Raw genomic sequence first — 20,316 nt, forward strand, 5'->3', positions numbered from 1 at the left:
CGCGCGAGGCCGAGCAGTCGGGAAGGTGGTGTGCAGTCCGGTGATCAGCACGATGCGCATGACGGCGACCTGGACCGCACCGTGCCCGGGCTCGCTCGGCTTTGCGCCCCAGCTCCCCGCCCTGACCCTGCTTGCGCAGCCCGAACGGGACTGCGGCAGGAATGGCGGCGGTCGGCCGTTCACCCGGACGACGTCGATGCACGGCGGACTCGCGCGACTGCGTGAGCCGCGGTATCTGCGGCCGTTCCAGGACGAACGCCAGGGGTGGAGTGTCTCCAGTGACGCTCTTGCCCAGTCGATCGTCCGTGCGGCCGCGCGGGGCAAAGTGCAGCGCGCCATGTCCAACGAGTCCGGGCTGGCTGAGGCCCACGTGGCCGCCGACGGCGGTATGTCGGGTCCGTATTCCTGGAGGCGACCGGTTTAGCACCGGCTCAGCCCCCAGGCCGCGGATCCAGACACCGGATCCGCGGCCTTCTTCGTATCTGGCCGCAAGTCCCGTCGAACGAATTCGTTGAGGACCCAACGAGAGGAACAAGGGTGACTGCGATGCAGGGGGCTCTCGCTTTCCTGAGCGACGAGGACCTTACGCTTCCGTGTCGGACCGACCCGGAGCTGTTCTTCGCCGAGGCTCCCGCCGACATCGAGCTGGCCAAGGCGCTGTGCGTCGACTGCCCGATCCGCAAGTCCTGCCTGGCCGGCGCGATCGAGCGCAAGGAGCCGTGGGGCGTGTGGGGCGGCGAGCTGTTCGTCAAGGGCCAGATCGTGGCCCGCAAGCGTCCGCGCGGCCGTCCCCGCAAGAACGCCGACGTGGCGGCCTGAGCCGTGATCCGGCCGGGGCTTCGGGCCCGGCCGGATCGGGGCGAGGCGAACGGCGGCGGTGAGGCCGGCACCGGCCGAGCATGAAGACGACGATGAGGACGGCCGCGGCCCCGGGCCGCGGCCGTCGATCGGGGGACATGCCGTGACCGTGATCCATGCGACGTCCGCGGCGGGGCGGGCGGTCGGCGACAGAATCCGATTCGACATCCGACTCGACCCTCACGCGGCGGCGCGCGTGCGGGCGCTGCGACGCGCCCGCCGGAACGCGCAGGTCCGCGCGATCCGCGTCCGCCGCATCCTGCTCACCAGGTAGAGGCGCGCTCCCGCGCTTGGGATGGTTTCGCGGGAGGCGACTCCCGGTGGGCGCGGTCGGCGCCCTGCCTTCGCCAGGGCGCCGACCGCAGGCGTCGGCCCCCGCCCGGAGCTCCGGGCGGGGGCCGACGTGTGCGGAGGCGTTCCCGAGGCGACGGGCGGGCGGACGCGCTCAGGCGGACAGTTCGCCCTTCTCGGGCTCCTCGTCCCCGGGCGGCTCCGCCACCGCCTCCTCCTCCGGCGGCTCATCGTCGTCGGCGAAGCCGGGGATCCACTTGAGGGACTCGGCCCGGGCGGGGATCTCGCACTCGAGCTGGCAGAGGACGCCGGTGCCCGCCGACAGGACGCGGTGGATGATGACGTACTCCGGCGGCAGGTTGAGCTGACGCACCACGTTGCTCGGGCGCAGGTCGGTGACCTTGGCGGCCATCATGCGGAGCCATTCGCGGTTGAAGGAGAAGGTCTCGGTGATGAACGGCTCGGTGATAGGCGCCAGGAACGCCTGCAGGGCGTCGGGGTCGATCTCGACGCCCTCGCGGATGAAGTCCTCGGCGCGCAGCGCCTCCATGATCTCGTCGATCTCGGCCATGCAGCCGATGCGCAGCAGCAGGCCCAGGCGACGCTGGAAGCCGCCGGGGATGCGGTCCACCGCGCCGAAGTCCATCACGCCCAGCCGACCGTCCTCCAGCAGCCGGAAGTTGCCCGGGTGCGGGTCGCCGTGCAGCATGCCCGAGCGCTTGGGGCCCGAGAGCAGGAACCGGCAGTACAGCAGGGCGGCGTGGTTGCGCTGCTCCTGATCGCCGTCACTGATCACCTTGGACAGCGGGATGCCGTCCATCCACTCGGTGACCAGCACGTTGCCGGACTGGGCGACCACGTCGGGGATGAAGAAGTCCGGGTCGTCGGCGTAGGCCCGGGCGAACGCCCGTTGCGCCTCCGCCTCGAGGGTGTAGTCGAGCTCCTCGGTGACGCGCTCTTTGAGCTCGGCCAGCATGGGCTTGATCTCCAGCCCCGGCATCAGCACGGCGAACAGCCTGCCCAGCCGGGCCAGCTGGTTGAAGTCGCTGATCAGCGCCTTGCCGGCGCCCGGGTACTGGACCTTGACCGCGACCGTGCGGCCGTCGTGCCACACCGCCTTGTGCACCTGGCCGATGGACGCCGCTGCGGCGGGCTTGTCGTCGAAGGAGGCGAACAGATCCCGCCAGTCCTCGCCGAGCCCCTCGGCCAGCACCTGGTGCACGGTCTGCGCGGGCAGCGGCGGCGCCGCCTCCTGGAGCTTGGTGAGCGTGGCCCGGTACGGTCCGGCGATCTCCGGCGGCAGCGCGGCCTCGAAGATCGACAGCATCTGGCCGAGCTTCATCGCGCCGCCCTTGAGCTCGCCGAGCACCTTGAACAGCTGTTCGGCGGTGCGCTGCTGGATTTCGACGGCGACCATCTCGGCCGGCTTGCCCAGCGTCCGCTTGCCGACGCCGAGCGCGGCCCGGCCGGCGAAGCCGAGGGGCAGTGAGGCCAGCTTGGCGGAACGCGTCACCGCACGGCGAGGGAGATCACTCACCTGCCCATTGTCAGGGATTGGTGACGCTTGTGCCACATTTCCCTCTAGTCGACCCCATTGATCTTCTCTGGTGCGCCCTCCTGCCAGGCAAAACGATGTAAGTGTGCGCTTTCTCACGTTGGTCGGCCGGGCGCGACGGCCGCGTCCGGCCGACCCCCCGTGTCTGCACGGAGCGCTCAGCCCCGGGGCGCGGCCGCCCGTCGCCTCGATGGACGCCTGCGCGGGGCGCGGCCCCGGTCGCCGCGGCCGGTCAGCCCGCCGACCGCCAGGAGCGTCGCCAGCGGAGCGGTGATCTCGACGACCCTGATCAGTGATCGGGCGGGCAGGCCGATCCGTCGGGCGGCCCGGCGGACCACGGGGCGCAGCGCCCGGCCGGCCAGTCCGCCGATCAGCGCTCCCGCGGCGCCTCGGGCGAATCGGGCGGCCGGCGACCGGCGCGAGACGTCGGAGCGCCGGCCCTTCCTGGTGTAGTGGCTCATCTGGGTTCTCCCCTCCCTGGGACTGTCACGTTCGGTGCCCGAACGTTCACGAAGTGAAGCCACCTGTGTCTTGTCGGGTTCGCCGGACCTGTCGCAGAGCCCTCCGGCGGGGCCGTTCGGCGCGATCATGCTTGTGGACGACTTGTGGACAACCTGTGGATCTTGCCCGCAAGGCTGTGGACGGTCTCCGGCGAACCTGTGGAGAACTTTGGGGATGTGTAAAATTCGCGGGCCTGACCTGGGAAAACAGCAGTGACCCCCTGTGGAGAAGGCAAAATCTCAGCTACGGTCTAGCTGTGCCGCCCTCCAACGTCGAGGTCCGCCGAAGCGCCCGTCGGAAACGGACCGTCTCCGCCTACCGCGACGGCGACAAGACCGTGGTGCTGGTCCCTTCCCGGCTCTCCAAGGCCGAGGAGGAACGCTGGGTCGCCACCATCCTGCAGCGGCTCGCCGAACGCGAACGGCGTCGCAACCCCAGTGACGACGCCCTCCTCGCCCGGGCCCAGGAGCTGTCCCGGCGGTACCTCGACGGCTCCGCCCGCCCCGTCAGCGTCCGCTGGGCGGACAACCAGCGTTCCCGCTGGGGCTCGTGCACCCCCGCCGACGGCACCATCCGGGTGTCCACCCGGCTGCGCGGCATGCCCTCCTGGGTGCTGGACTACGTGCTGATCCACGAGCTGGCGCATCTGCTCGTGCCGTCCCACAACAGCCGCTTCTGGGCGCTGGTCGCCAACTATCCCAAGGCCGAACGCGCCCGCGGCTACCTCGAGGGCGTCGCCGCGGCCGCCAACCTGCCCATGGCCGGACGGTCGGCGGACGACTGCCGCCCCGCCGGCGAGGACGACGGCGCGACCGGGGAACCGGCGCACGAGGCCGCCGGATGACCGCCCGATGACCGTTCGATACGCCGCCGTGCTGGCGACGCCCCCCGCCGAGCCGATCCGCCTGCCCGGGATCGACCCCGACGAACTGCATCTGGCCTTCCTCGAAGACGTCTACGAGGTCGTCGCGGGACTGGAGCTCGTCCATCCCGCGCTCATCCTCCGCCCCCCGGACCGGCCGGACGCGGAAGCCCTCGCCTGGCCCGGCACCGCGATCCTGCGCGCCCCCGACCCGGTCGCGGCCCTGCACGCCCTGACCGACCTGGGCGCCGACGAGGCCGCCCTGGTCGTCCCGGACGTTCCCGACCTGCCCGCCCTGCTGCTGGGCAAGCTGTTCCGCGCCCTCGGCGGCGCCCCCGTCGCGGCCTGCCCCGCCGCCGAGGGCGGCCTGGTGGCGCTCGCCGTGCGCCTTCCCGCCCCCGACTGGCTGGTCGAGGCCCTTCCCGCGCTCGGCGCCGACCTCCGGGAGCCCCGGGCCCTGGCCGTCCTGCGTTCGGAGGCCCCGCGCCCCGGCCTGGTCCGCCGCACCCCCGGCTGGCACCGCCTGTGCGAACAGGACGACCTGAGCCGCCTGGACCCGGACCTGGAGGGCTGGGAGAACACCCGCGCCCTGCTCGCCGGCCGCCCGCTGCGGACCTCTCCCTGACCGCCCGGAGACGGACCGAGGAGGGGACCGGGGCCGCCGCGCCGCCTCAGGCGAGGGCGACCGCGCGGGCCACCAGCCGGCGGAGGGCGTCGTCGGTGGGCTCGGGGAGCGCATCGACGGGGAACCAGCGCAGGTCGTCGGACTCGGCGCTGATCCGATGCCCCGCCCCCTGCGGAGCGATCGCCAGATACTGCACGTCGAGATGGTGCGAGCCCTGGGGATGGCAGCGCACGAAGTGGCGGTCCACCTGGACCGGGACCGGATGCAGGCGCAGCGCGGCGATCCCCGACTCCTCGACGGCCTCCCGCAGCGCCGCCCCCGCCAGTGAGACGTCGGCCGGCTCGCAGTGTCCGCCGAGCTGCAGCCAGGCCTTGATCTTGCCGTGCAGGGTCAGCAGCACCCGCGTCCGCGACTCGTCCAGCACCAGGGCGCTGGCGGTGATGTGGCCGGGGACGCACGTCCGCCACACGCCGTCGGGATGGCGTTCCAGGTGCCGCAGGAACTCCAGGCGCAGCCGTTCCTGCTCGGCGTCGGGCGCGCGCCAGCCCGACAGCACCCGCACCGCGTCGGCGTGCAGCCCGCCGGGGACGACCGACGTCATGCGCCGCCGATCAGCCTGCGCCGACGGCGCTCCTGCTCGTGCGGGCGCTCCCAGCGGACCGCGCCGGCCGCCGTGCGCGCCGCGCGCGGCGGATGCCCCGCACGGTCGAACGTCTCACCGTGCACCGGCCACCGGCCCGGATCCCCGCCGGCCGCTCCCGGGCAGCCGCCCCAATGCCGGGCGGAGCGGCACCGATCGCCGCGGACGAACCGACGCCTGAGCGCGCAGTGCGCGCTCCAGACGCTCAAGACTCCTCCGTAGCGTCGCCGTCGTCCTTGCGGTCCTCCCCCTGGGGGCGCTCGCCGCCGAGCTCGTCGGTCAGCTTCGACAGGTCCAGATCCGACAGCCCCGAGCCCTCCGAGCGACCGTGCACGAACCCGTCCGGGTCGTCCAGGTCCTCCGCCGTCGGCATCAGGTCGGGGTGGCTCCACACCGCGTCCCGGCCCTCGACGCCGCGCGCCGAGGTCAGCGCCCGCCACAGCGCGCCCGCCTCGCGCAGCCGGCGCGGCCGCAGCTCCAGCCCGACCAGGGTGGCGAACGTCCGCTCCGCGGGCCCGCCGGTGGCGCGGCGGCGGCGGACCGCCTCGGCCAGCCTGGCCGCGTCCGGCAGCCGGTCGGCGGCCACGCCGTTGACGACGGTGTCCACCCAGCCCTCGATCAGCGCCAGCGCCGTCTCCAGCCGGACCAGCGCCGCGCGCTGCTGCGGGGTCTCCTCCGGGGTCAGCGAGATCTCCCCGCCCAGCGCCCGCTGCAGCGCCTCCGGATCGGCCAGGTTCAGCCCGCTCACCGCCTCCTCGATGCCCGACAGGTCGACGGTGATGCCGCGGGCGTACTCCTCCACCGCGCCCAGCACATGCGCGCGCAGCCACGGAACGTGCGCGAACAGCCGCTGATGGGCGGCCTCGCGCAGGGCCAGGTACAGCCGGACCTCCTCGGCGGACAGCTCCAGGCCCTCGCCGAACGCGGCGACCCCGGCCGGCAGCAGCGCGCCCACCCCGTCCGGGGCCAGCGGCAGGCCGATGTCGGTGGAGCCGACCACCTCGCGGGCCAGCGCGCCGAGCGCCTGACCGGCCTGACCGCCCACCATCGCGCCGGTCATCTGCTTGACCATTCCGATCAGCGGACCGGCCATGGCCTGCATCTCCTGGGGCAGAGAGCCGCCGCCCAACGCGCCGCCCATCGAGTCGACCATCCGGGCGGCGATCGGATCGCAGATCGTCTTCCACACCGGAAGGGTCTGCTCGATCCACTGCGCGCGGCTCCAGGCCTGCGGGGTGCGGATGCCGGCGGGCAGCGTGGTGCCCTCGTCCAGCCACAGGTCGGCCAGCCGCAGCGCCTCCACCACCTGGGTGCGTTCGGCGTCCACGACCGAGGGATCACCCTGCTCGGCCACGATGTGGCGGGCTATGTTGTGGGCCAGCTCCCAGTTGAGCGGGCCGTCCGATCCGGACGCGGCGGCCGCCGCCCCGCCGGAGATCATGTCGGCGAAGCGGCGCAGCATGTCGGCGAACTGCCGCATATCCCCGCCCATGGCGGAAAAAGGATCGGAGGACTTGCCAGACGAGGGGTCGTCGCCCTCGTCGCCCGGCCGGTTGAAGCCGAAGGGCAGATCACTCATCGGGACGCCCCCAAGCGGCATGATGGGACCATACGGCCACGTTAGCCGGTCATCGGCACGACGCGAACTCAGGAAGGGGGCGCTGGCCTTGACAATCGGGAAGGTTCGCCCTCGGCGTAGCACGGGCCCGGTCGTCGCCGTCACCGGCGCGGCCACCGGAGCGGGCAGGCTGCTCGTACGGCGGCTGGCGGACAACACCGACGTCCGCAAGGTGGTGGCGATCGACGGGCAGCGGGGGGACGTGGCCGGAGTCCTGTGGCGGGTCGCCGACGTCCGCGACCCGCTGCTGTCCAATCGGCTCTCGGACGTGGACGTCCTGGTCCACCTCGACATCGACCGCTCGCCCGACAGCGACCCGCGGGAGCGCCGCACCTACAACGTGCGCGGCGCGCAGACCGTGGTGACCGCGAGCGCCGCCGCCCGCGTCCGGCACGTGGTGCTGGTCACCAGCGCCATGGTCTACGGCGCGGCCCCCGACAACCCGGTGCCGCTCTCCGAGGACGCCCCCCTGCGCGGCGAGGCCAACGACAGCATCGTGGGCGACTTCCTGGAGATGGAGGAGGTCGCCGCCCAGGCGCCGGTCACCCATCCCGGGCTGCGCGTCACCGTGGTGCGTCCCGCCGCGCTGGTCGGCCCCGGCGTCGACACCGTGGTCAGCCGTCACTTCGAGGCCCCGCGCCTGCTCACCGTCAAGGGCTGCTCCCCCTGCTGGCAGTTCTGCCACCTGGAGGACCTGGCCTCCGCCCTGGAGCGGATCGCCGTGGACACCGGGACGGGACGGACCTCCGGGGAGCCGCCCCGGGTCTTCGGGGTCGGCTGCGACGGGTGGCTGGAGCTGGAGGAGGTGGAGCAGATCACCGGCAAACGCCGGTTCGAGCTCCCCGCCGCCCTCACCTTCGGCACCGCCCAGCGCCTGCACCGCCTCGGCATCACCCCCGCCCCCGCCACCGACCTGCACTACGTCGCCTACCCGTGGGTGGTGGACTGCGCCGCCCTGCGCGCCACCGGGTGGAAGCCCGCCTACGACAACGCCGCCGCCCTGCGCGCCCTGCTGGAGGAGGTCGCCGGCCGCCACGCCGTCGTCGGCCGGCGCGTCGGCGGCAAGGAGGCCACCATGGCCACCGCCGCCGGCGCCACCGTGGCCGTCATCGGAGCGGCGGCCGCGGTGCGACGGGCGCGCAAGCGCCGCCGTTAGCCCCCGCGGACGAGGCGTGGAAGGAGGCGGAACGCCCGAGGCGGGGCGCGAACACAGGATGTGAAGCGTGAAGGGGGCCGCCCTCGTCGAGGGCGGCCCCCTTCCGTTCGGCCTCGATCGACCCCTTCGCCCGGCCTCGGATCAGCCGGTCGGCGTGGGGCTGGGCGTGGGCGACGGGCTCGCCGGCCGATCGCCGCCCTGCCCGCCGCTCTGCTGGGCCCGGGCCAGGCGCTCCAGGGCCTCCTGCAGGCCCTTTTGCGCCTCGCCGTAGGCGGCCCAGTCGGGCGGGTTCTTGGCCAGGGCGTCCTGCCCCTCCTTGAAGTAGCGCTGGGCGTCGGCCAGCGCCTGCCGGGCCTCGCCGCTCAGCCCGCCGCCGGTGTCGTCGGCCGGCGGCGGGGGAGCTCCCTGGTCCTGGCCGGTGGTGACCTTGGTCTTGAACAGCTCGGTCAGGGCCTGGTCCAGGGTCGCCCCGGCGGCGACCCTGTCGCCGAAGGCGACGAGGACCTGGCGGAGGACCGGGTAGGGCTCCTGCTCCGAGCCTCCGGCGGCCTGGGCGTACATGGGCTCGATGTAGAGCAGGCCGCCGCCGAACGGGATGGTCAGCAGGTTGCCGGGGACGGTCCGGGTGCCGCCCTGCCGGAGGCTGAACAGCACCTGCTTGACCGCGGTGTCGGCCTCGAAGGAGTTCTGGATCTGCCCGGGGCCCTGCACCAGCGAGTTGCGCGGCAGCTCCAGGATCCGGATCCGGCCGTAGTTGGGGCCGGGGGTGGAGTCCACCGCCATGAACGCCGCCAGGTTCGGGCGTCCGCGCGGGTTGAACACCGTGGTCAGCGAGAACTGCGGCTCCCGGTCGCCCGGCAGTCGCAGGCTCAGGTAGTACGGCGGCTGCTTGCGGCCCTGCGCCGTCGGGTCCTGCGGGACCTCCCAGAAGCCCTGCGCGCCGTAGAACGCGTCGGCCTGGGTGACGTGGTAACGGGCCAGCACCTGCCGCTGCACCTTGAACATGTCCTGCGGGTAGCGGAAGTGCTCCATCAGCTCCGGCGGGATGGAGCTCTTGGGCCGGACGGTGCCGTCGAACACCTTCATCCAGGTCTTGGCCACCGGGTCGGACTCGTCCCACTGGTAGAGCCGCACCGTGCCGTCATAGGCGTCCACGGTGGCCTTGATGGAGTTCCGCATGTAGTTGATGTGGTCGTTGGCCTGCGGCATCACCGCCGACCGGGTGTCGGTGACGGTGTCGCGGGTGGCGTCGCCCAGGCTGATCCGCTCCGAGTACGGGTAGCTGTTGGAGATGGTGTAGCCGTCCAGGATCCACAGGATCCGGCCGTTCACCACCGCCGGGTAGGGGTTGCCGTCCAGGACCAGCCACGGCGCGACCCGCTGCACCATCTCCCGCGGCGTCCGGTTGTACAGGATCTTGGCGCCTTCGTTGATCGCGCCCGACAGCAGGATGTTGCGGTCGGAGAACTTGGTGGCGAACAGCAGCCGGTTGAAGAACCCGTCGACCGGCACGCCGCCCCGGCCGGTGTAGGTGGTGTTCTTCTGCCCGGCGGGACTGTCGTCGGGGTAGTCCAGCTCCTGCTGGCCCTTGCCGCCGACGATCGAGTAGCTGTTGGAGTGCTCGCCGAAGTAGATCTGCGGCCGCTCGATCCGCAGCTTCCCGGTGGGCGGCATGTCCTTGGTCACCCATTCGGGGGTGCCGTTGGACGCCAGCTGCTCGCCGTACCCGGACACGAAGCCGTAGCCGTGGGTGTAGACCAGCCGATCCTTCACCCAGCTCCGCTGGCCGGCGGGCGCGCCCGACAGCTCGCGCACGGCCACCACCACGTCGCGGGTCCGGCCGTCGATCCGGTACCGGTCGACGTCCAGCACGTCGGGGAAGCGGTAGAAGTTGCGCCCCTGCTGGAGCTGCTGGAACGTCTCGCCGACCACGTTCGGGTCCAGCAGCCGCACCCCGGTGAGCTGCTTGCCCTCCGCCGCCAGCCGCTCGGGGTCGGTCTCCGGCCGTCCCCCGTAGGGGATCACCTCCGCGCGGTCCACGCCGAACGCCCGGCGGGTGGCGTCGATGGTGCGCTGCAGGTACTGGCGTTCCTTGGCCAGCTCGTCGGGCCGCACCTGGAACTGCTGGATCAGCAGCGGGTACACCCCGCCGATCAGGATCGCGGCCACCACCATCAGGGTCAGTCCGACGCCCGGCAGCATCATGCCGCGCTGCCAGATGTTGACCAGGAACAGCACGGCGCAGATCACCGCGATGACCGCCAGGATCGTCTTGGCCGGCAGCACCGCGTTGACGTCGGTGTAGCCGGCGCCGCTGACCACGCCGCGCTCGGAGCCGACCAGTCCGTACCGGTCGAACCAGTAGGCCACCGCCTTGAGCAGCAGGACCAGCCCGATCAGCACCGACAGATGCGCCTTGGCCGGCGGGCTGGCCTTGTCGCCCGGGCCCTGCACCCGCAGCCCGCCGTACAGGTAGTGCACGGCCAGCGCCACCATCAGCGACAGGATGAGCGCGGCGAACAGGAAGCCCAGCACCAGCCGCACGAACGGATAGGTGAAGACGTAGAAGGAGATGTCCTTGCCGAACTGCGGGTCCGTCTGCCCGAACTTCGTGCGGTTGAGGAACGCCAGCCACACCGGCCACTGCCCGGACATCGACGAGCCGGTCATCAGCGCCAGCACCGTCACGATCGCGATGGTGATCAGCCGCCGGTGCGGGTGCACCGCGCTCCGATAGCGCTCCAGGCCCTGTTGCTCGACCGACGGCAGCCGGTACGACGGCCGCAGCCGGTAGGCGATCACCATGTTGGCGCCCACGATCAGCGCCATCAGCAGGCCGGAGCCCACGAACAGCCCGACCCGCGCCCACAGCTGCGTGGTGAACACCGAGGAGAAGCCGACCGACCGGTACCACAGCACGTCGGTCCATATCGCGGTGAACAGCAGATAGGCCGCCAGCAGGGCGGCCAGCGCCACCAGCACGGGCAGCAGCAGCCGGGTCCGGCCGGTGCCCAGCCGCCGACTGAATCCGGGAGTCCGGAAGGTCACAGATCCCTCCGCTTCGTCGCTCGACCCGGCGGCCCGGCGCACGGCACGCCCGCGTGACCACCGGTGTTTCTAAGCAACTTACCGAGACGCCCGGAGGTTCCCGTTCCCGGACGCGGCCGGAAGGCGGGAGGATGGGCGGTGTGACACCTTTGGAAGAAGTCGTCCTCGATCTGGAGCGGCACGCCGGGCGGATCGGCTGGGACGCCCCGCCCCGGCTGTACGCGTTGGTGGAGAGCGCCGAGCTGTGCCGTCGGGAGCCGGCCCTGGCCGAACGGCTCGGGCTGCGGGAGGACAGCGACGCCATCGCGGCGCTGGAACAGGGCGAGCTGCCCGAGGCCGGGTCCCTGGAGGAGACCCTGGCCCGGATCGCCTGGCCGGAGACGGTGGCCGGCTGCGCCCTGGTGATCGAGCGGATGGTGCTGCCGCCCGGCGTCGAGGAGGAGATGCCCGAGGACGAGGCCGCCGCCCTGGAGTGGGCCGCCTCCCATCCGCAGCGCGAGGACGTGCGCATGGTGGTGGGGGTGCTGCGCGACGGCGACCGGCATTCGGCGCTGCGGCTGCGCCGCCACGACACCGATGACGAGGTGCTGTCCGGACCCGATCTGGTGCCCGCCCTCGCCGACGCGCTGGCCGCCACCCTCGAACCCGACCTCCCGGACATGTCCGACGAAGGCCCGCGCGGGTAGCCTTCCGGCGTGGACGTCATCCGGCTGGTCGGGATCCGGGAGACCCCGCTGTCCGTGGACGAGGTGTTCAACGCCGTCGGCGACGCGGCCGCCGGCGGGACCGCCCTGTTCGTCGGCACGGTCCGCGACCACGATCACCAGCGCCCTGTGACCCGTCTGTCCTACAGCGCGCATCCCACGGCCGAACGGGAGCTGCGCGCGGTGATGGAGAAGATCGCGGTCGACTTCCCGGTCCGCGCCATGGCCGCCGTGCACCGGGTCGGCGACCTGGCGGTCGGCGACCTGGCGGTGGTGGTGGCGGTGTCCTGTCCGCACCGCGCCGAGGCGTTCGCCGCCTGCCGCCGGCTGATCGACGATCTCAAGTCCCGGGTCCCCATCTGGAAGCACCAGCTCTTCGCCGACGGCACCGACGAGTGGGTCGGCGCGTGCTGAGCGCGGCGGGAGCGCGCCTCGCGCGCCCGTGCGCGGGCCTTCGCCGGCGCCCGGCGCGGTCCGGCGCGACCGATGCGATCCGGGGCGTTCTCCGGGACGGGAGGGCGCGCCGGTCGACCCCCGCGGCGCCCGGTGAGCCGGTGCATGTCGGGAGCCGGCGGGGCAGGGCGGGCATGCCGGGCGCCGGGGCCCGGATAGCCTGAGCGCTATGTCTCGCCGTGCAGCGACGTTGGTCGTCGCGAGCTTTCTGATCTTCGCGTTGTGCGTCGTCGGGGTGCTGCTGCCGGTGCCGTATGTGGCGCTGATGCCGGGGCCGACGTACAACACCCTGAGCAAGAACCAGGACGGCAAGCCGCTGATCAGCATCGAGGGGCGGCAGGTGTACGAGGACGGGGGGCACCTGAACTTCACGACGGTGGCCTACCGGGGCGGTCCTGGGAACCGGATCGACCTGCTGACGGCGCTGCGCGGCTGGCTGGCCAAGGACACCGCGATCGTCCCGGAGGAGACGGTCTTCCCCAAGGGCGAGACGGTGGAGGACGTCGAGCGGGAGAACACCCAGCAGATGGCCGACTCCCAGGAGAAGGCCGTCGTGGCCGCGCTCCGCCAGCTGAACATCACGGTGGGGGTGCGGGTGCTGGTCGACTCGGTGCAGAAGGGGATGCCCGCCGACGGCCTGCTGCGGCCCGGCGACGAGATCGTGGCGGTGGACGGGGCCGAGGTGACGGGGGTGGCCGCCGTCACCGAGAAGATGAGCGCCCGCAGGCCGGGCGACCGGGTCACGCTGCGGGTGCTGCGCGACGGCAAGGAGCAGGACGTCACGCTCGCCACCGTCGCCGCTCCGGACGGGAGCCGTCCGCTGGTCGGCGTCGTGCTGGGGGAGTCCTACCGGTTCCCGTTCAAGGTGACGATCACCGTGGGCGACGTCGGCGGGCCGAGCGCCGGGCTGATGTTCTCCCTGGCCATCGTGGACAAGCTCACCCCGGGGCCGCTGACCGGCGGGAAGTTCGTGGCCGGCACCGGCACCATCGACACCGACGGCAAGGTCGGCCCGATCGGCGGCATCCAGCAGAAGATGGTCGCCGCCCGGAGGGCCGGCGCCACCGTCTTCCTCACCCCGGCCGACAACTGCATCGACGCGGTGGCCGCCGCCCCCAAGGGCCTGCGCCTGGTCCGCGTCGAGAGCCTGAGCGGCGCCATCTCCGCACTGAACGCCCTGAACAGCGGCAAGGGCGACGTTCCCTCCTGTCCGGGAGGCTGAGTTCGCGAAAACGATTTGTGCCCGGCCCCGCCTGCCTCTACAGTGAATGTGCACTCGACGCGGGGTGGAGCAGTTCGGCAGCTCGCTGGGCTCATAACCCAGAGGTCGCAGGTTCAAATCCTGCCCCCGCTACTGATCCGAGGGCCGGCCCGCCGGGCCGGCCCTCGCGGCTGTTCGGGCCGGGTCCGTGCGCCCCGGCCCGCCGCGCCCGGACCCGGCCGGAGGGGCCGCGCCGGTGCCGGACGGCCGGGAGGCCCCTCCGGCGCCGTCGGTTTGCACAAGGGCCACCGGCCCCATAAAGTTAAGTGCTGTCGACGCGGGGTGGAGCAGTTCGGTAGCTCGCTGGGCTCATAACCCAGAGGTCGCAGGTTCAAATCCTGCCCCCGCTACCACGTCCGAAGAGCCGGCCGCGACCGCGGCCGGCTCTTCGTGTGCCTCCGTCCCGCCGCGTGTCCGCGCCGCACCGCCTTCCGGCCCCCGTTCCTCGGGGGCGCGCACCGGCGGGGATAGCCTCAGGGCATGCGCGCATGGGTCGCCGGACTGCTGGACGTGGTCGGTGTGGTGGTGTTCGTGGCGGTCGGCCGGGCCAGCCACGAGGAGTCCGGGACGCTGACCGGCGTCGCCTCGACGGCGTGGCCGTTCCTGGCGGGGCTGGCGGTCGGATGGGCGGTCGGGCGGGCCCGGCGGAGGCCGTGGGCGCTGTTCCCGGCCGGCGTCGTGATCTGGGCGACGACCGTGGCCGGCGGGATGGCGCTGCGGGCGGCGACCGGACAGGGGACCGCGCCCGCCTTCGTGATCGTGGCGGCCTCGTTCCTGGCGCTGGCGCTGCTGGGGTGGCGGCTGGTGGCGCGGCTGGCCGCGCGGCCCGCGGCGACCTGATCCGCCGCGGGCGCACGCGGAGACGGCCGGCACGGGGGCGCCGCTTGGTTGACGGGCGCCGTCGCCGCTGGTGAAGTTGCCCCGAATCGCCCAGGTGAGGATTTTCCGGAAGGGACGGGATGAGCTCAGCGCTGCGCGAATGGCTGGACAAGCCGCAGGCCGATCGGGGTGTCCACCTGGCCGCCGAGGACGGCGGCTGGGAGTACCGCGATTATCCGGCGCTGGCGTCCGCCGCCAAGCGGAGCGCGGCGGCGCTGATCGAGGCCGGGGTGCGGCCCGGCGACGTGGTGTGCGTGGTGCTGCCCACCGACTTCACCTGCATCGAGACGTTCTTCGGGGTGTGGGCGGCGGGTGCGACGGTGTGCCTGATCACACCGCCGCTGTTCCAGGACGGCGACGAGTACGTGGCGCACGTGGCGGCCATCCTGCGGCAGGCCCGGCCGGCGCTGACGGTGGCCTCCGCGGACCTGGCCGAGCCGATCGGCCGGGCGCTGGAGGCGGCCGGGATCGGCGGGCGGCCGTGGACGCCGCGGCAGGCCGACCACGAGGCCGATCTGCAGCCGGCCGGTGAGCTGGCGCTGCTGCAGTTCACCTCCGGGTCCAGCGGCGAGCCGCGGGGGGTGATGGTCACCTGGGCCAACCTGGAGGCCAACCGCGACCTGATCGTCCGCACCGCCGACTACCAGGACGGCGACGAGATCGCCTCCTGGCTGCCGCTGTACCACGACATGGGGCTGATCGGCTGCTTCCTCACCCCCGTCACCCGGCAGGGGACGCTGTGGCTGATGCGGCCCGACCAGTTCATCCGCGACCCGGCGCGCTGGGTGCGGTGCTTTGCGAACGCCGCGCACACCGCCGCGCCGCCGTTCGCGTACGCCTACGCCGCGCGCCGGATCAAGCCCGAGCAGCTGGAGGGGGTGGACCTGTCGGGCTGGCGGACCGCGATCGTGGGGGCCGAGCCGATCGACCCCCATGCACTGGAGGTCTTCGCCCGGCTGGTGGAGCCGTACGGGTTCTCCCGGCACTCGTTCAAGCCCGCCTACGGGATGGCCGAGACCACGCTGCTGGTCACCGCGGACACCGCCGACCGCGATCCGCTGGCGGTGCGGCCCGACCCGCAGACGCTGGTGTTCGGCGAGCCGGTGACCGTCCTGGAGCGGCGCCCGCTCGGGCCGGACTCGCTGGGCGCCAAGTCCGGCTGGGTGGTCGGCACCGGGACGCCGGCGCCGGAGGTGCCGGTCGTCATCGTCGACGACGAGGGCCGCGAGCTGCCGCCCGGGCATCTGGGCGAGATCGTGGTCGGCGGGGCGTCGGCCTGCCCGGGCTACTACGCCGGGGCGGAGGGCAGGTCGACCAGGTTCGCCGACGGGCGGGTCTACACCGGCGACGCCGGCTTCTTCCACGACGGGCAGCTGTTCGTGCTGGGCCGGATGGGCGACAGCATCAAGGTCCGCGGGCGCAGCGTGTACGTGGAGGACCTGGAGGCCCGGGTCGCCGAGATCACCGGGCTGGGCAAGGGCCGGATCGTGATGGTCGGGGTGCCGGGGGCGGGCTCCACCGGGGTCGCGCTGTTCGCCGAGACCGGGTCGGCCGAGTGGGAGCCGCGGGTGCGCGAGTTCCTGCGCCGGCGGCTGGGCGACGAGGTGCGGGTGACCATCGTGGTCGGATCCGGGCTGATCCAGCGGACCTCCAGCGGCAAGCCCCGGCGCCGCCACATGTGGGAGCGGCTGCAGGCCGGCCGCATGGCGGGCGCCCGGGTGCTGGGCCGAGGGAACCCCGACACCTTGTAAGTAATTCCTTGCCTACCTATGGACTTCGGTATGCCCGCGAGATAGAACGAAGCTGCAGAAATCGTTCTTCTGTTCCTCGCGGGAGGACCGCATGCCCACCGTGCTCGCCCCCCCACCCCCGGGCAGCGACCTCAAGCCGGTTCTCGGCGACCCGGGTGTCCCGCTGATCGGTCACACCCTGCAGACCATGCACGACCCGTTCGGGATCGCCCGCAACCGGTACCTGCGGTTCGGGCCGGTCTCCTGGGGATGGCTGCTGGGCCGCCGCATGGTCACCGTACAGGGCCCCGAGGCCGCCGAGACCGTCCTGGTCAACAAGGACAAGGCGTTCGCCAACGGCCCCGCGTGGACGTACTTCATCGGCCCGTTCTTCACCCGCGGCATCATGCTGCTGGACTTCGAGGAGCACCTGCACCACCGGCGCATCATGCAGCAGGCGTTCACCAAGCCCAAGCTGCGCGCCTACGTGGAGGCGATGGGGCCGAGCATCGAACGCGGCGTCGAGGCCTGGACGCCGGGGGCGGGCTGGAGGTTCTACGACCACATCAAGCAGCTCACCCTGGACCTGGCCGTCGACGTGTTCATGGGCGTCGAGCTGGACCGCTCCGAGGCCGACCGGATCAACGGGGCGTTCATCGACGCCGTCCGGGCGGGCACCGCCCTCATCCGTTTCCCGGTGCCGGGCCTGCGCTGGCACAAGGGCCTGCGGGCCCGCAAGACGCTGGAGGAGTTCTTCCGCCGGCACCTGCCGGCCAAGCGGCGCGACGGCGGAGACGATCTGTTCGCCGCCCTGTGCCAGGCCGAGACCGAGGACGGGCACCGCTTCACCGACGAGGACGTGGTCAACCACATGATCTTCGCGCTGATGGCGGCGCACGACACGTCCACCATCACCATGACCACGATGGCCTACTACCTGGCCAAGCACCCCGAGTGGCAGGAGCGGGTGCGCGAGGAGTCCCGCGCCCTCGGCGGGCGCGTGCTCGGATTCGACGACCTGGACGCGCTGACCTCTCTGGATCTGGTGATCAAGGAGGCCCAGCGGCTGGTGGCCCCCGTCCCGGCGCTGCCCCGCCTGGCCGTCAAGGACACCTCCGTCCTCGGCTACCACATCCCGCGGGGGACGCTCGTGGTGGTCCCGCTGCTGACCAACCACCGGATGCCGGAGGTCTGGAAGGACCCCGAGCGCTTCGACCCCGAGCGGTTCGCCGAGCACCGCCGCGAGGACAAGGTCCACAAGTACGCCTGGGCCCCGTTCGGCGGCGGAGCGCACAAGTGCATCGGCATGCACTTCGCCGGGCTGCAGATCAAGTCGATCTTCCACCGGATCCTGCTGAACCACCGGTGGAGCGTCCCCGCCGACTACGAGTGGCCGCTGGACACCACCTCGCTGCCCTCGCCCGCCGACGGGCTTCCCGTGCGGCTGGAGAGGCTGTCGTGACCGCGCCGGCGCACTGCGGCGTCTCCTGGGCGGTGCGGCGGCGCCGCGGAGCGCGCCCGGCGAACGGAGGACGCGCATGAGCAAGGTCATCGCCATCACCGGAGCGGCGCGCGGGATCGGCCTGGCCACCGCGAAGACGCTCGCGGCCAAGGGCGCCGAGGTCGCGATCGGCGACATCGACGAGGCCGCGGCCGAGGAGGCCGGAGAACGGCTCGGCGCCCTCGCCATGCGGCTGGACGTCACCGACCGGGCCTCGTTCGAGGCGTTCCTCACCGAGACGGAGGAGCGGCTCGGCCGCCTCGACGTCCTGGTCAACAACGCCGGGATCATGCCGATCGGCCCGGTCACCGCCGAATCGGAGGCCGACGCCCGCCGCTGCCTGGACGTCAACGTGCACGGCGTGATGACCGGCACCAAGCTGGCGCTGGAACGGATGCTGCCGCGCGCCCGCGGACAGATCATCAACATCGCCTCGCTGGCGGGGGTGCTGCCCACCCCGGGTCTGGCGCTCTACAACGCCAGCAAGGCCGCGGTCGTGGCGTTCACCGAGGCGACCCGGCTGGAGGTGCGGGACCGGGGCGTGCACGTGGGCGCCGTCCTGCCCTCCTTCACCAACACCGAGCTGATCGCCGGGACCCGCAGCCCTCGGGGCATGCGCAACTGCGAGCCCGAGGAGGTCGCCGCCGCGGTGGTGCAGATGATCGCCCGCCCGCGGCCGCAGATCATCGTGCCGCGGATGCTCACCGGTCAGATCCGGATGATGGGGCTGATCCCCGACGGCGTGAAACGCTTCATGGCCCGCCGGTACGGGCTGGACACCCTCTTTTTGGATTTCGACCGCGAGGCCCGCAAGGGCTACGACGCGCGCATCCGCGGCTGATGGAGAGACTGCTGAGCAGGCCGGACGCCGATCAGCGCCCGCCCGACGCCCTCCAGGAGCGGATCCTGGACGCCGCGCTGGCGGAGTTCGAGGCCCACGGGCTGCGCCGGGTGAGCATGGAGGACGTCGCCCGGCGGGCCCGGGTCGCGCGCACCACCATCTACCGGCGCTTCGGCACCAAGGAACAGCTCGTGCAGGAGGTCATCCTGCGGGAGTGCCGGCGATTCCTGTCGGGGATCGCCGCGGCCACCGAAGGGCTGTCCGCCGAGGAGGCGCTGGTCGAGGGGTTCGTGGCCGGGCTGCGCCAGGCCCGGTCCAACCCCTTGCTGGCGCGGGTGGCGACCGGCGAGCCGGAGGCGTTCCTGCCGCAGCTCAGCATGAACGGCGGCGCGGTGATGCTGGCCGCGCGCGACATCCTGGCCGAACGGCTGGGCCGCGACCGGCCGGGCGCCGACCTGGACGGGGTGTGCGAGGTGCTGCTGCGGGTGGCGCTGTCGCTGCTGCTGGTGCCCGGCGGCGGGCTGGCGGTGGACGACGACAGCGCCCGCGCGTTCGCCCGCCGCTGCCTGCTGCGGCTGCTGCCCCCGCCGCGGTGAGGCGGGCCGGGCTCAGTCCGCCAGGACCCGGTCGGCGATGTGCTCGGCGATCGCCAGGGACGAGGTCGCGGCGGGGGAGGGGGCGTTGCGGACGGTGACGATCGGGCCCAGCTGGCCGATCCGGAAGTCGTCCACCAGCGACCCGTCGGGGTCCACCGCCTGCGCCCGCACCCCGGCCGGAGCGGGCACCAGGTCGGCGGTCCGCAGGGCCGGGACGAACGACCGCGCCTCGGCGGCGAACGCCCCCTTGACCGCCGAGCCGTACATCTCCTTCACCCCGGTCCTCCAGTGCCGCCGCGCCAGCCTCCGGAACCCCGGCCACCGCAGCGTCTCCCACACGTCCGCCGGCCGCAGATCACGCCGCCGGTAGCCCTCGCGGGCCAGCGCGAGCACGGCGTTCGGCCCCACGTCCACACCGCCGTCCACCCGCCGGGTGAAGTGCACGCCCAGGAACGGGTAGCGCGGGTCGGGCACCGGATAGATCAGCCCCCGCACCAGGTGCGTGCGCTGCGGGACCAGCCGGTAGTACTCCCCGCGGAACGGCACGATCGCGGGGGCCGGATCGTCGCCCGCCAGCCGCGCCACCCGGTCCGAATGCAGCCCGGCGCACACCACCAGCCGGTCGAAGGCCAGCTCCTCGTTCACCACGACCCGGCCGCCGCTCCGGCGGATCCGCCTCACCTCGAACCCGAGCAGCACCGTCCCGCCCGCCGCGGTCACATCGTCGGCGAACGCCCGCGCCACGGCCGGGAAGTCCACGATCGCGGTGCGGGGGGAGTGCAGCGCCGCCACCCCCGCCGCGTGCGGCTCCACCTCACCGAGCCCGGCGGGGTCCAGCCAGCGCAGCCCCGGAACCCCGTTGGCGAGGGCGCGCCGTTGGATCTCCCGCAACCGCGACACCTCGCCCGCGTGCCGCGCCACGACGACCTTGCCGCACTCGATGTAGGGCAGCCCGCGTTCGAGGCAGTACTCCCTGAGCAGCTCGACGCCGCGGCGGCACAGGGTCGCCTTGAGCGACCCGGGCGCGTAGTACAGCCCCGCGTGGGCGACGCCGCTGTTGCGGCCGGTCTGGTGCGCGGCCAGCCGGTCCTCCTTCTCCAGCACGGTCACCCGCGCGCCGCGGGACGCCAGCCGCCGCGCCGTCGCCAGCCCGATGATCCCGCCGCCCACCACGCCGATCGAAACCACGGCGTGACG

20 protein-coding genes and 2 tRNA genes are annotated in these 20,316 nt (G+C 72.9%); 15 read left to right on the forward strand and 7 right to left on the reverse strand.

Translation table 11 applies throughout. From position 1 onward, the window contains the following. Positions 1–40 precede the first annotated feature (40 nt). Together EIO00_RS02330 and EIO00_RS02335 are read left to right on the forward strand one after the other, a co-directional pair. A complete protein-coding gene (locus EIO00_RS02330; protein WP_140175218.1) occupies positions 41–424 on the forward strand; it encodes a hypothetical protein in 384 nt (127 codons plus the stop codon). 122 nt (positions 425–546) lie between these two features. After that, positions 547–819, forward strand: coding sequence for a WhiB family transcriptional regulator (locus EIO00_RS02335; protein ID WP_140175219.1), 273 nt, complete (start codon positions 547–549; stop codon positions 817–819). Between the two features lie 484 nt (positions 820–1,303). Here EIO00_RS02335 and EIO00_RS02340 read toward each other — a convergent pair whose 3' ends face one another. Next, positions 1,304–2,686: an ABC1 kinase family protein gene (locus tag EIO00_RS02340; protein ID WP_140175220.1), complete on the reverse strand. Its 1,383-nt coding sequence runs from the start codon at positions 2,684–2,686 to the stop codon at positions 1,304–1,306. Between the two features lie 176 nt (positions 2,687–2,862). Beyond that, entirely contained in the window at positions 2,863–3,165 is a 303-nt protein-coding gene (locus EIO00_RS02345; protein WP_140175221.1) for a hypothetical protein, read from the reverse strand. A gap of 296 nt (positions 3,166–3,461) precedes the next feature. Between EIO00_RS02345 and EIO00_RS02350 the strand changes: the two genes are divergently transcribed. After that, on the forward strand, positions 3,462–4,049 hold the full coding sequence (locus EIO00_RS02350; RefSeq protein ID WP_175596099.1) for a M48 metallopeptidase family protein: 588 nt from the start codon (positions 3,462–3,464) through the stop codon (positions 4,047–4,049). Between the two features lie 7 nt (positions 4,050–4,056). After that, the gene (locus EIO00_RS02355; protein ID WP_140175222.1) at positions 4,057–4,692 is read left to right on the forward strand and encodes a glycosyltransferase family protein; all 636 of its coding nucleotides are present in this window, start codon (positions 4,057–4,059) and stop codon (positions 4,690–4,692) included. A gap of 46 nt (positions 4,693–4,738) precedes the next feature. On the opposite strand, the gene EIO00_RS02360 is transcribed toward EIO00_RS02355, so the two are convergent. From EIO00_RS02360 to EIO00_RS02370, 3 genes are read right to left on the reverse strand one after another with little or no spacing between them, the layout of a single operon-like run. Continuing rightward, positions 4,739–5,293 (reverse strand): NUDIX hydrolase, encoded by a 555-nt coding sequence (locus tag EIO00_RS02360; RefSeq protein WP_140175223.1) that lies wholly within the window; start codon positions 5,291–5,293, stop codon positions 4,739–4,741. Then, positions 5,290–5,541 (reverse strand): hypothetical protein, encoded by a 252-nt coding sequence (locus EIO00_RS02365; RefSeq protein WP_140175224.1) that lies wholly within the window; start codon positions 5,539–5,541, stop codon positions 5,290–5,292. Before EIO00_RS02365 ends, EIO00_RS02360 begins: the two co-directional genes overlap by 4 nt. Next, on the reverse strand, positions 5,538–6,911 hold the full coding sequence (locus EIO00_RS02370; protein WP_140175225.1) for a zinc-dependent metalloprotease: 1,374 nt from the start codon (positions 6,909–6,911) through the stop codon (positions 5,538–5,540). The genes EIO00_RS02365 and EIO00_RS02370 overlap by 4 nt, the downstream gene beginning before the upstream one ends. Before the next feature lie 88 nt (positions 6,912–6,999). On the opposite strand from EIO00_RS02370, the gene EIO00_RS02375 reads away from it, so the two are divergent. Next, the gene (locus EIO00_RS02375) at positions 7,000–8,106 is read left to right on the forward strand and encodes an NAD-dependent epimerase/dehydratase family protein (RefSeq protein ID WP_241661063.1); all 1,107 of its coding nucleotides are present in this window, start codon (positions 7,000–7,002) and stop codon (positions 8,104–8,106) included. Between the two features lie 141 nt (positions 8,107–8,247). Here EIO00_RS02375 and EIO00_RS02380 read toward each other — a convergent pair whose 3' ends face one another. Continuing rightward, the gene (locus EIO00_RS02380; RefSeq protein ID WP_140175226.1) at positions 8,248–11,154 is read right to left on the reverse strand and encodes a UPF0182 family membrane protein; all 2,907 of its coding nucleotides are present in this window, start codon (positions 11,152–11,154) and stop codon (positions 8,248–8,250) included. 131 nt (positions 11,155–11,285) lie between these two features. On the opposite strand from EIO00_RS02380, the gene EIO00_RS02385 reads away from it, so the two are divergent. The 10 genes from EIO00_RS02385 to EIO00_RS02430 all read left to right on the forward strand — a co-directional run bounded on the left by EIO00_RS02385 (position 11,286) and on the right by EIO00_RS02430 (position 19,119). Continuing rightward, positions 11,286–11,840 (forward strand): PPA1309 family protein, encoded by a 555-nt coding sequence (locus EIO00_RS02385; protein ID WP_140175227.1) that lies wholly within the window; start codon positions 11,286–11,288, stop codon positions 11,838–11,840. Positions 11,841–11,849: 9 nt separating this feature from the next. Beyond that, positions 11,850–12,272, forward strand: coding sequence for a molybdenum cofactor biosynthesis protein MoaE (locus tag EIO00_RS02390; protein ID WP_140175228.1), 423 nt, complete (start codon positions 11,850–11,852; stop codon positions 12,270–12,272). Between the two features lie 208 nt (positions 12,273–12,480). After that, complete coding sequence (locus tag EIO00_RS02395) at positions 12,481–13,533, forward strand: YlbL family protein (RefSeq protein WP_140175229.1); 1,053 nt, start codon at positions 12,481–12,483, stop codon at positions 13,531–13,533. Positions 13,534–13,591: 58 nt separating this feature from the next. Further along, positions 13,592–13,665: transfer RNA gene (locus EIO00_RS02400), tRNA-Met, on the forward strand. A 183-nt stretch (positions 13,666–13,848) separates the two neighbouring features. After that, a tRNA-Met gene (locus EIO00_RS02405) sits at positions 13,849–13,925 on the forward strand. 127 nt (positions 13,926–14,052) lie between these two features. Beyond that, positions 14,053–14,412 carry a DUF3054 domain-containing protein gene (locus EIO00_RS02410; RefSeq protein WP_140175230.1) on the forward strand — a complete coding sequence of 120 codons (360 nt, stop codon included), beginning with the start codon at positions 14,053–14,055 and terminating at the stop codon, positions 14,410–14,412. Positions 14,413–14,531: 119 nt separating this feature from the next. After that, positions 14,532–16,202 (forward strand): AMP-binding protein, encoded by a 1,671-nt coding sequence (locus tag EIO00_RS02415; RefSeq protein WP_140175231.1) that lies wholly within the window; start codon positions 14,532–14,534, stop codon positions 16,200–16,202. 91 nt (positions 16,203–16,293) lie between these two features. Continuing rightward, positions 16,294–17,643, forward strand: a complete 1,350-nt coding sequence (locus tag EIO00_RS02420) for a cytochrome P450 (protein WP_140175232.1) — start codon at positions 16,294–16,296, stop codon at positions 17,641–17,643. A gap of 76 nt (positions 17,644–17,719) precedes the next feature. Then, a complete protein-coding gene (locus EIO00_RS02425) occupies positions 17,720–18,523 on the forward strand; it encodes an SDR family oxidoreductase (protein ID WP_140175233.1) in 804 nt (267 codons plus the stop codon). Further along, positions 18,523–19,119, forward strand: a complete 597-nt coding sequence (locus EIO00_RS02430; RefSeq protein WP_140175234.1) for a TetR/AcrR family transcriptional regulator — start codon at positions 18,523–18,525, stop codon at positions 19,117–19,119. The genes EIO00_RS02425 and EIO00_RS02430 overlap by 1 nt, the downstream gene beginning before the upstream one ends. Positions 19,120–19,131: 12 nt before the next feature. On the opposite strand, the gene lhgO is transcribed toward EIO00_RS02430, so the two are convergent. After that, positions 19,132–20,307, reverse strand: a complete 1,176-nt coding sequence (gene lhgO, locus EIO00_RS02435) for an L-2-hydroxyglutarate oxidase (protein WP_422100019.1) — start codon at positions 20,305–20,307, stop codon at positions 19,132–19,134. Between the last annotated feature and the right edge of the window lie 9 nt (positions 20,308–20,316).

This window comes from Thermomonospora catenispora, assembly GCF_006363815.1.
GTDB classification, from domain to species: Bacteria; Actinomycetota; Actinomycetes; order Streptosporangiales; family Streptosporangiaceae; genus Thermomonospora; species Thermomonospora catenispora.

Coding starts and splice junctions, on each gene's coding strand:
- EIO00_RS02335 (WP_140175219.1), top strand. CDS start 547: ATGCAGGGGGCTCTCGCTTTCCTGAGCGACGAGGACCTTACGCTTCCG.
- EIO00_RS02345 (WP_140175221.1), bottom strand. CDS start 3,165: ATGAGCCACTACACCAGGAAGGGCCGGCGCTCCGACGTCTCGCGCCGG.
- EIO00_RS02355 (WP_140175222.1), top strand. CDS start 4,057: ATGACCGTTCGATACGCCGCCGTGCTGGCGACGCCCCCCGCCGAGCCG.
- EIO00_RS02360 (WP_140175223.1), bottom strand. CDS start 5,293: ATGACGTCGGTCGTCCCCGGCGGGCTGCACGCCGACGCGGTGCGGGTG.
- EIO00_RS02370 (WP_140175225.1), bottom strand. CDS start 6,911: ATGAGTGATCTGCCCTTCGGCTTCAACCGGCCGGGCGACGAGGGCGAC.
- EIO00_RS02385 (WP_140175227.1), top strand. CDS start 11,286: ATGGGCGGTGTGACACCTTTGGAAGAAGTCGTCCTCGATCTGGAGCGG.
- EIO00_RS02395 (WP_140175229.1), top strand. CDS start 12,481: ATGTCTCGCCGTGCAGCGACGTTGGTCGTCGCGAGCTTTCTGATCTTC.
- EIO00_RS02410 (WP_140175230.1), top strand. CDS start 14,053: ATGCGCGCATGGGTCGCCGGACTGCTGGACGTGGTCGGTGTGGTGGTG.
- EIO00_RS02415 (WP_140175231.1), top strand. CDS start 14,532: ATGAGCTCAGCGCTGCGCGAATGGCTGGACAAGCCGCAGGCCGATCGG.
- EIO00_RS02420 (WP_140175232.1), top strand. CDS start 16,294: ATGCCCACCGTGCTCGCCCCCCCACCCCCGGGCAGCGACCTCAAGCCG.
- EIO00_RS02425 (WP_140175233.1), top strand. CDS start 17,720: ATGAGCAAGGTCATCGCCATCACCGGAGCGGCGCGCGGGATCGGCCTG.
- EIO00_RS02430 (WP_140175234.1), top strand. CDS start 18,523: ATGGAGAGACTGCTGAGCAGGCCGGACGCCGATCAGCGCCCGCCCGAC.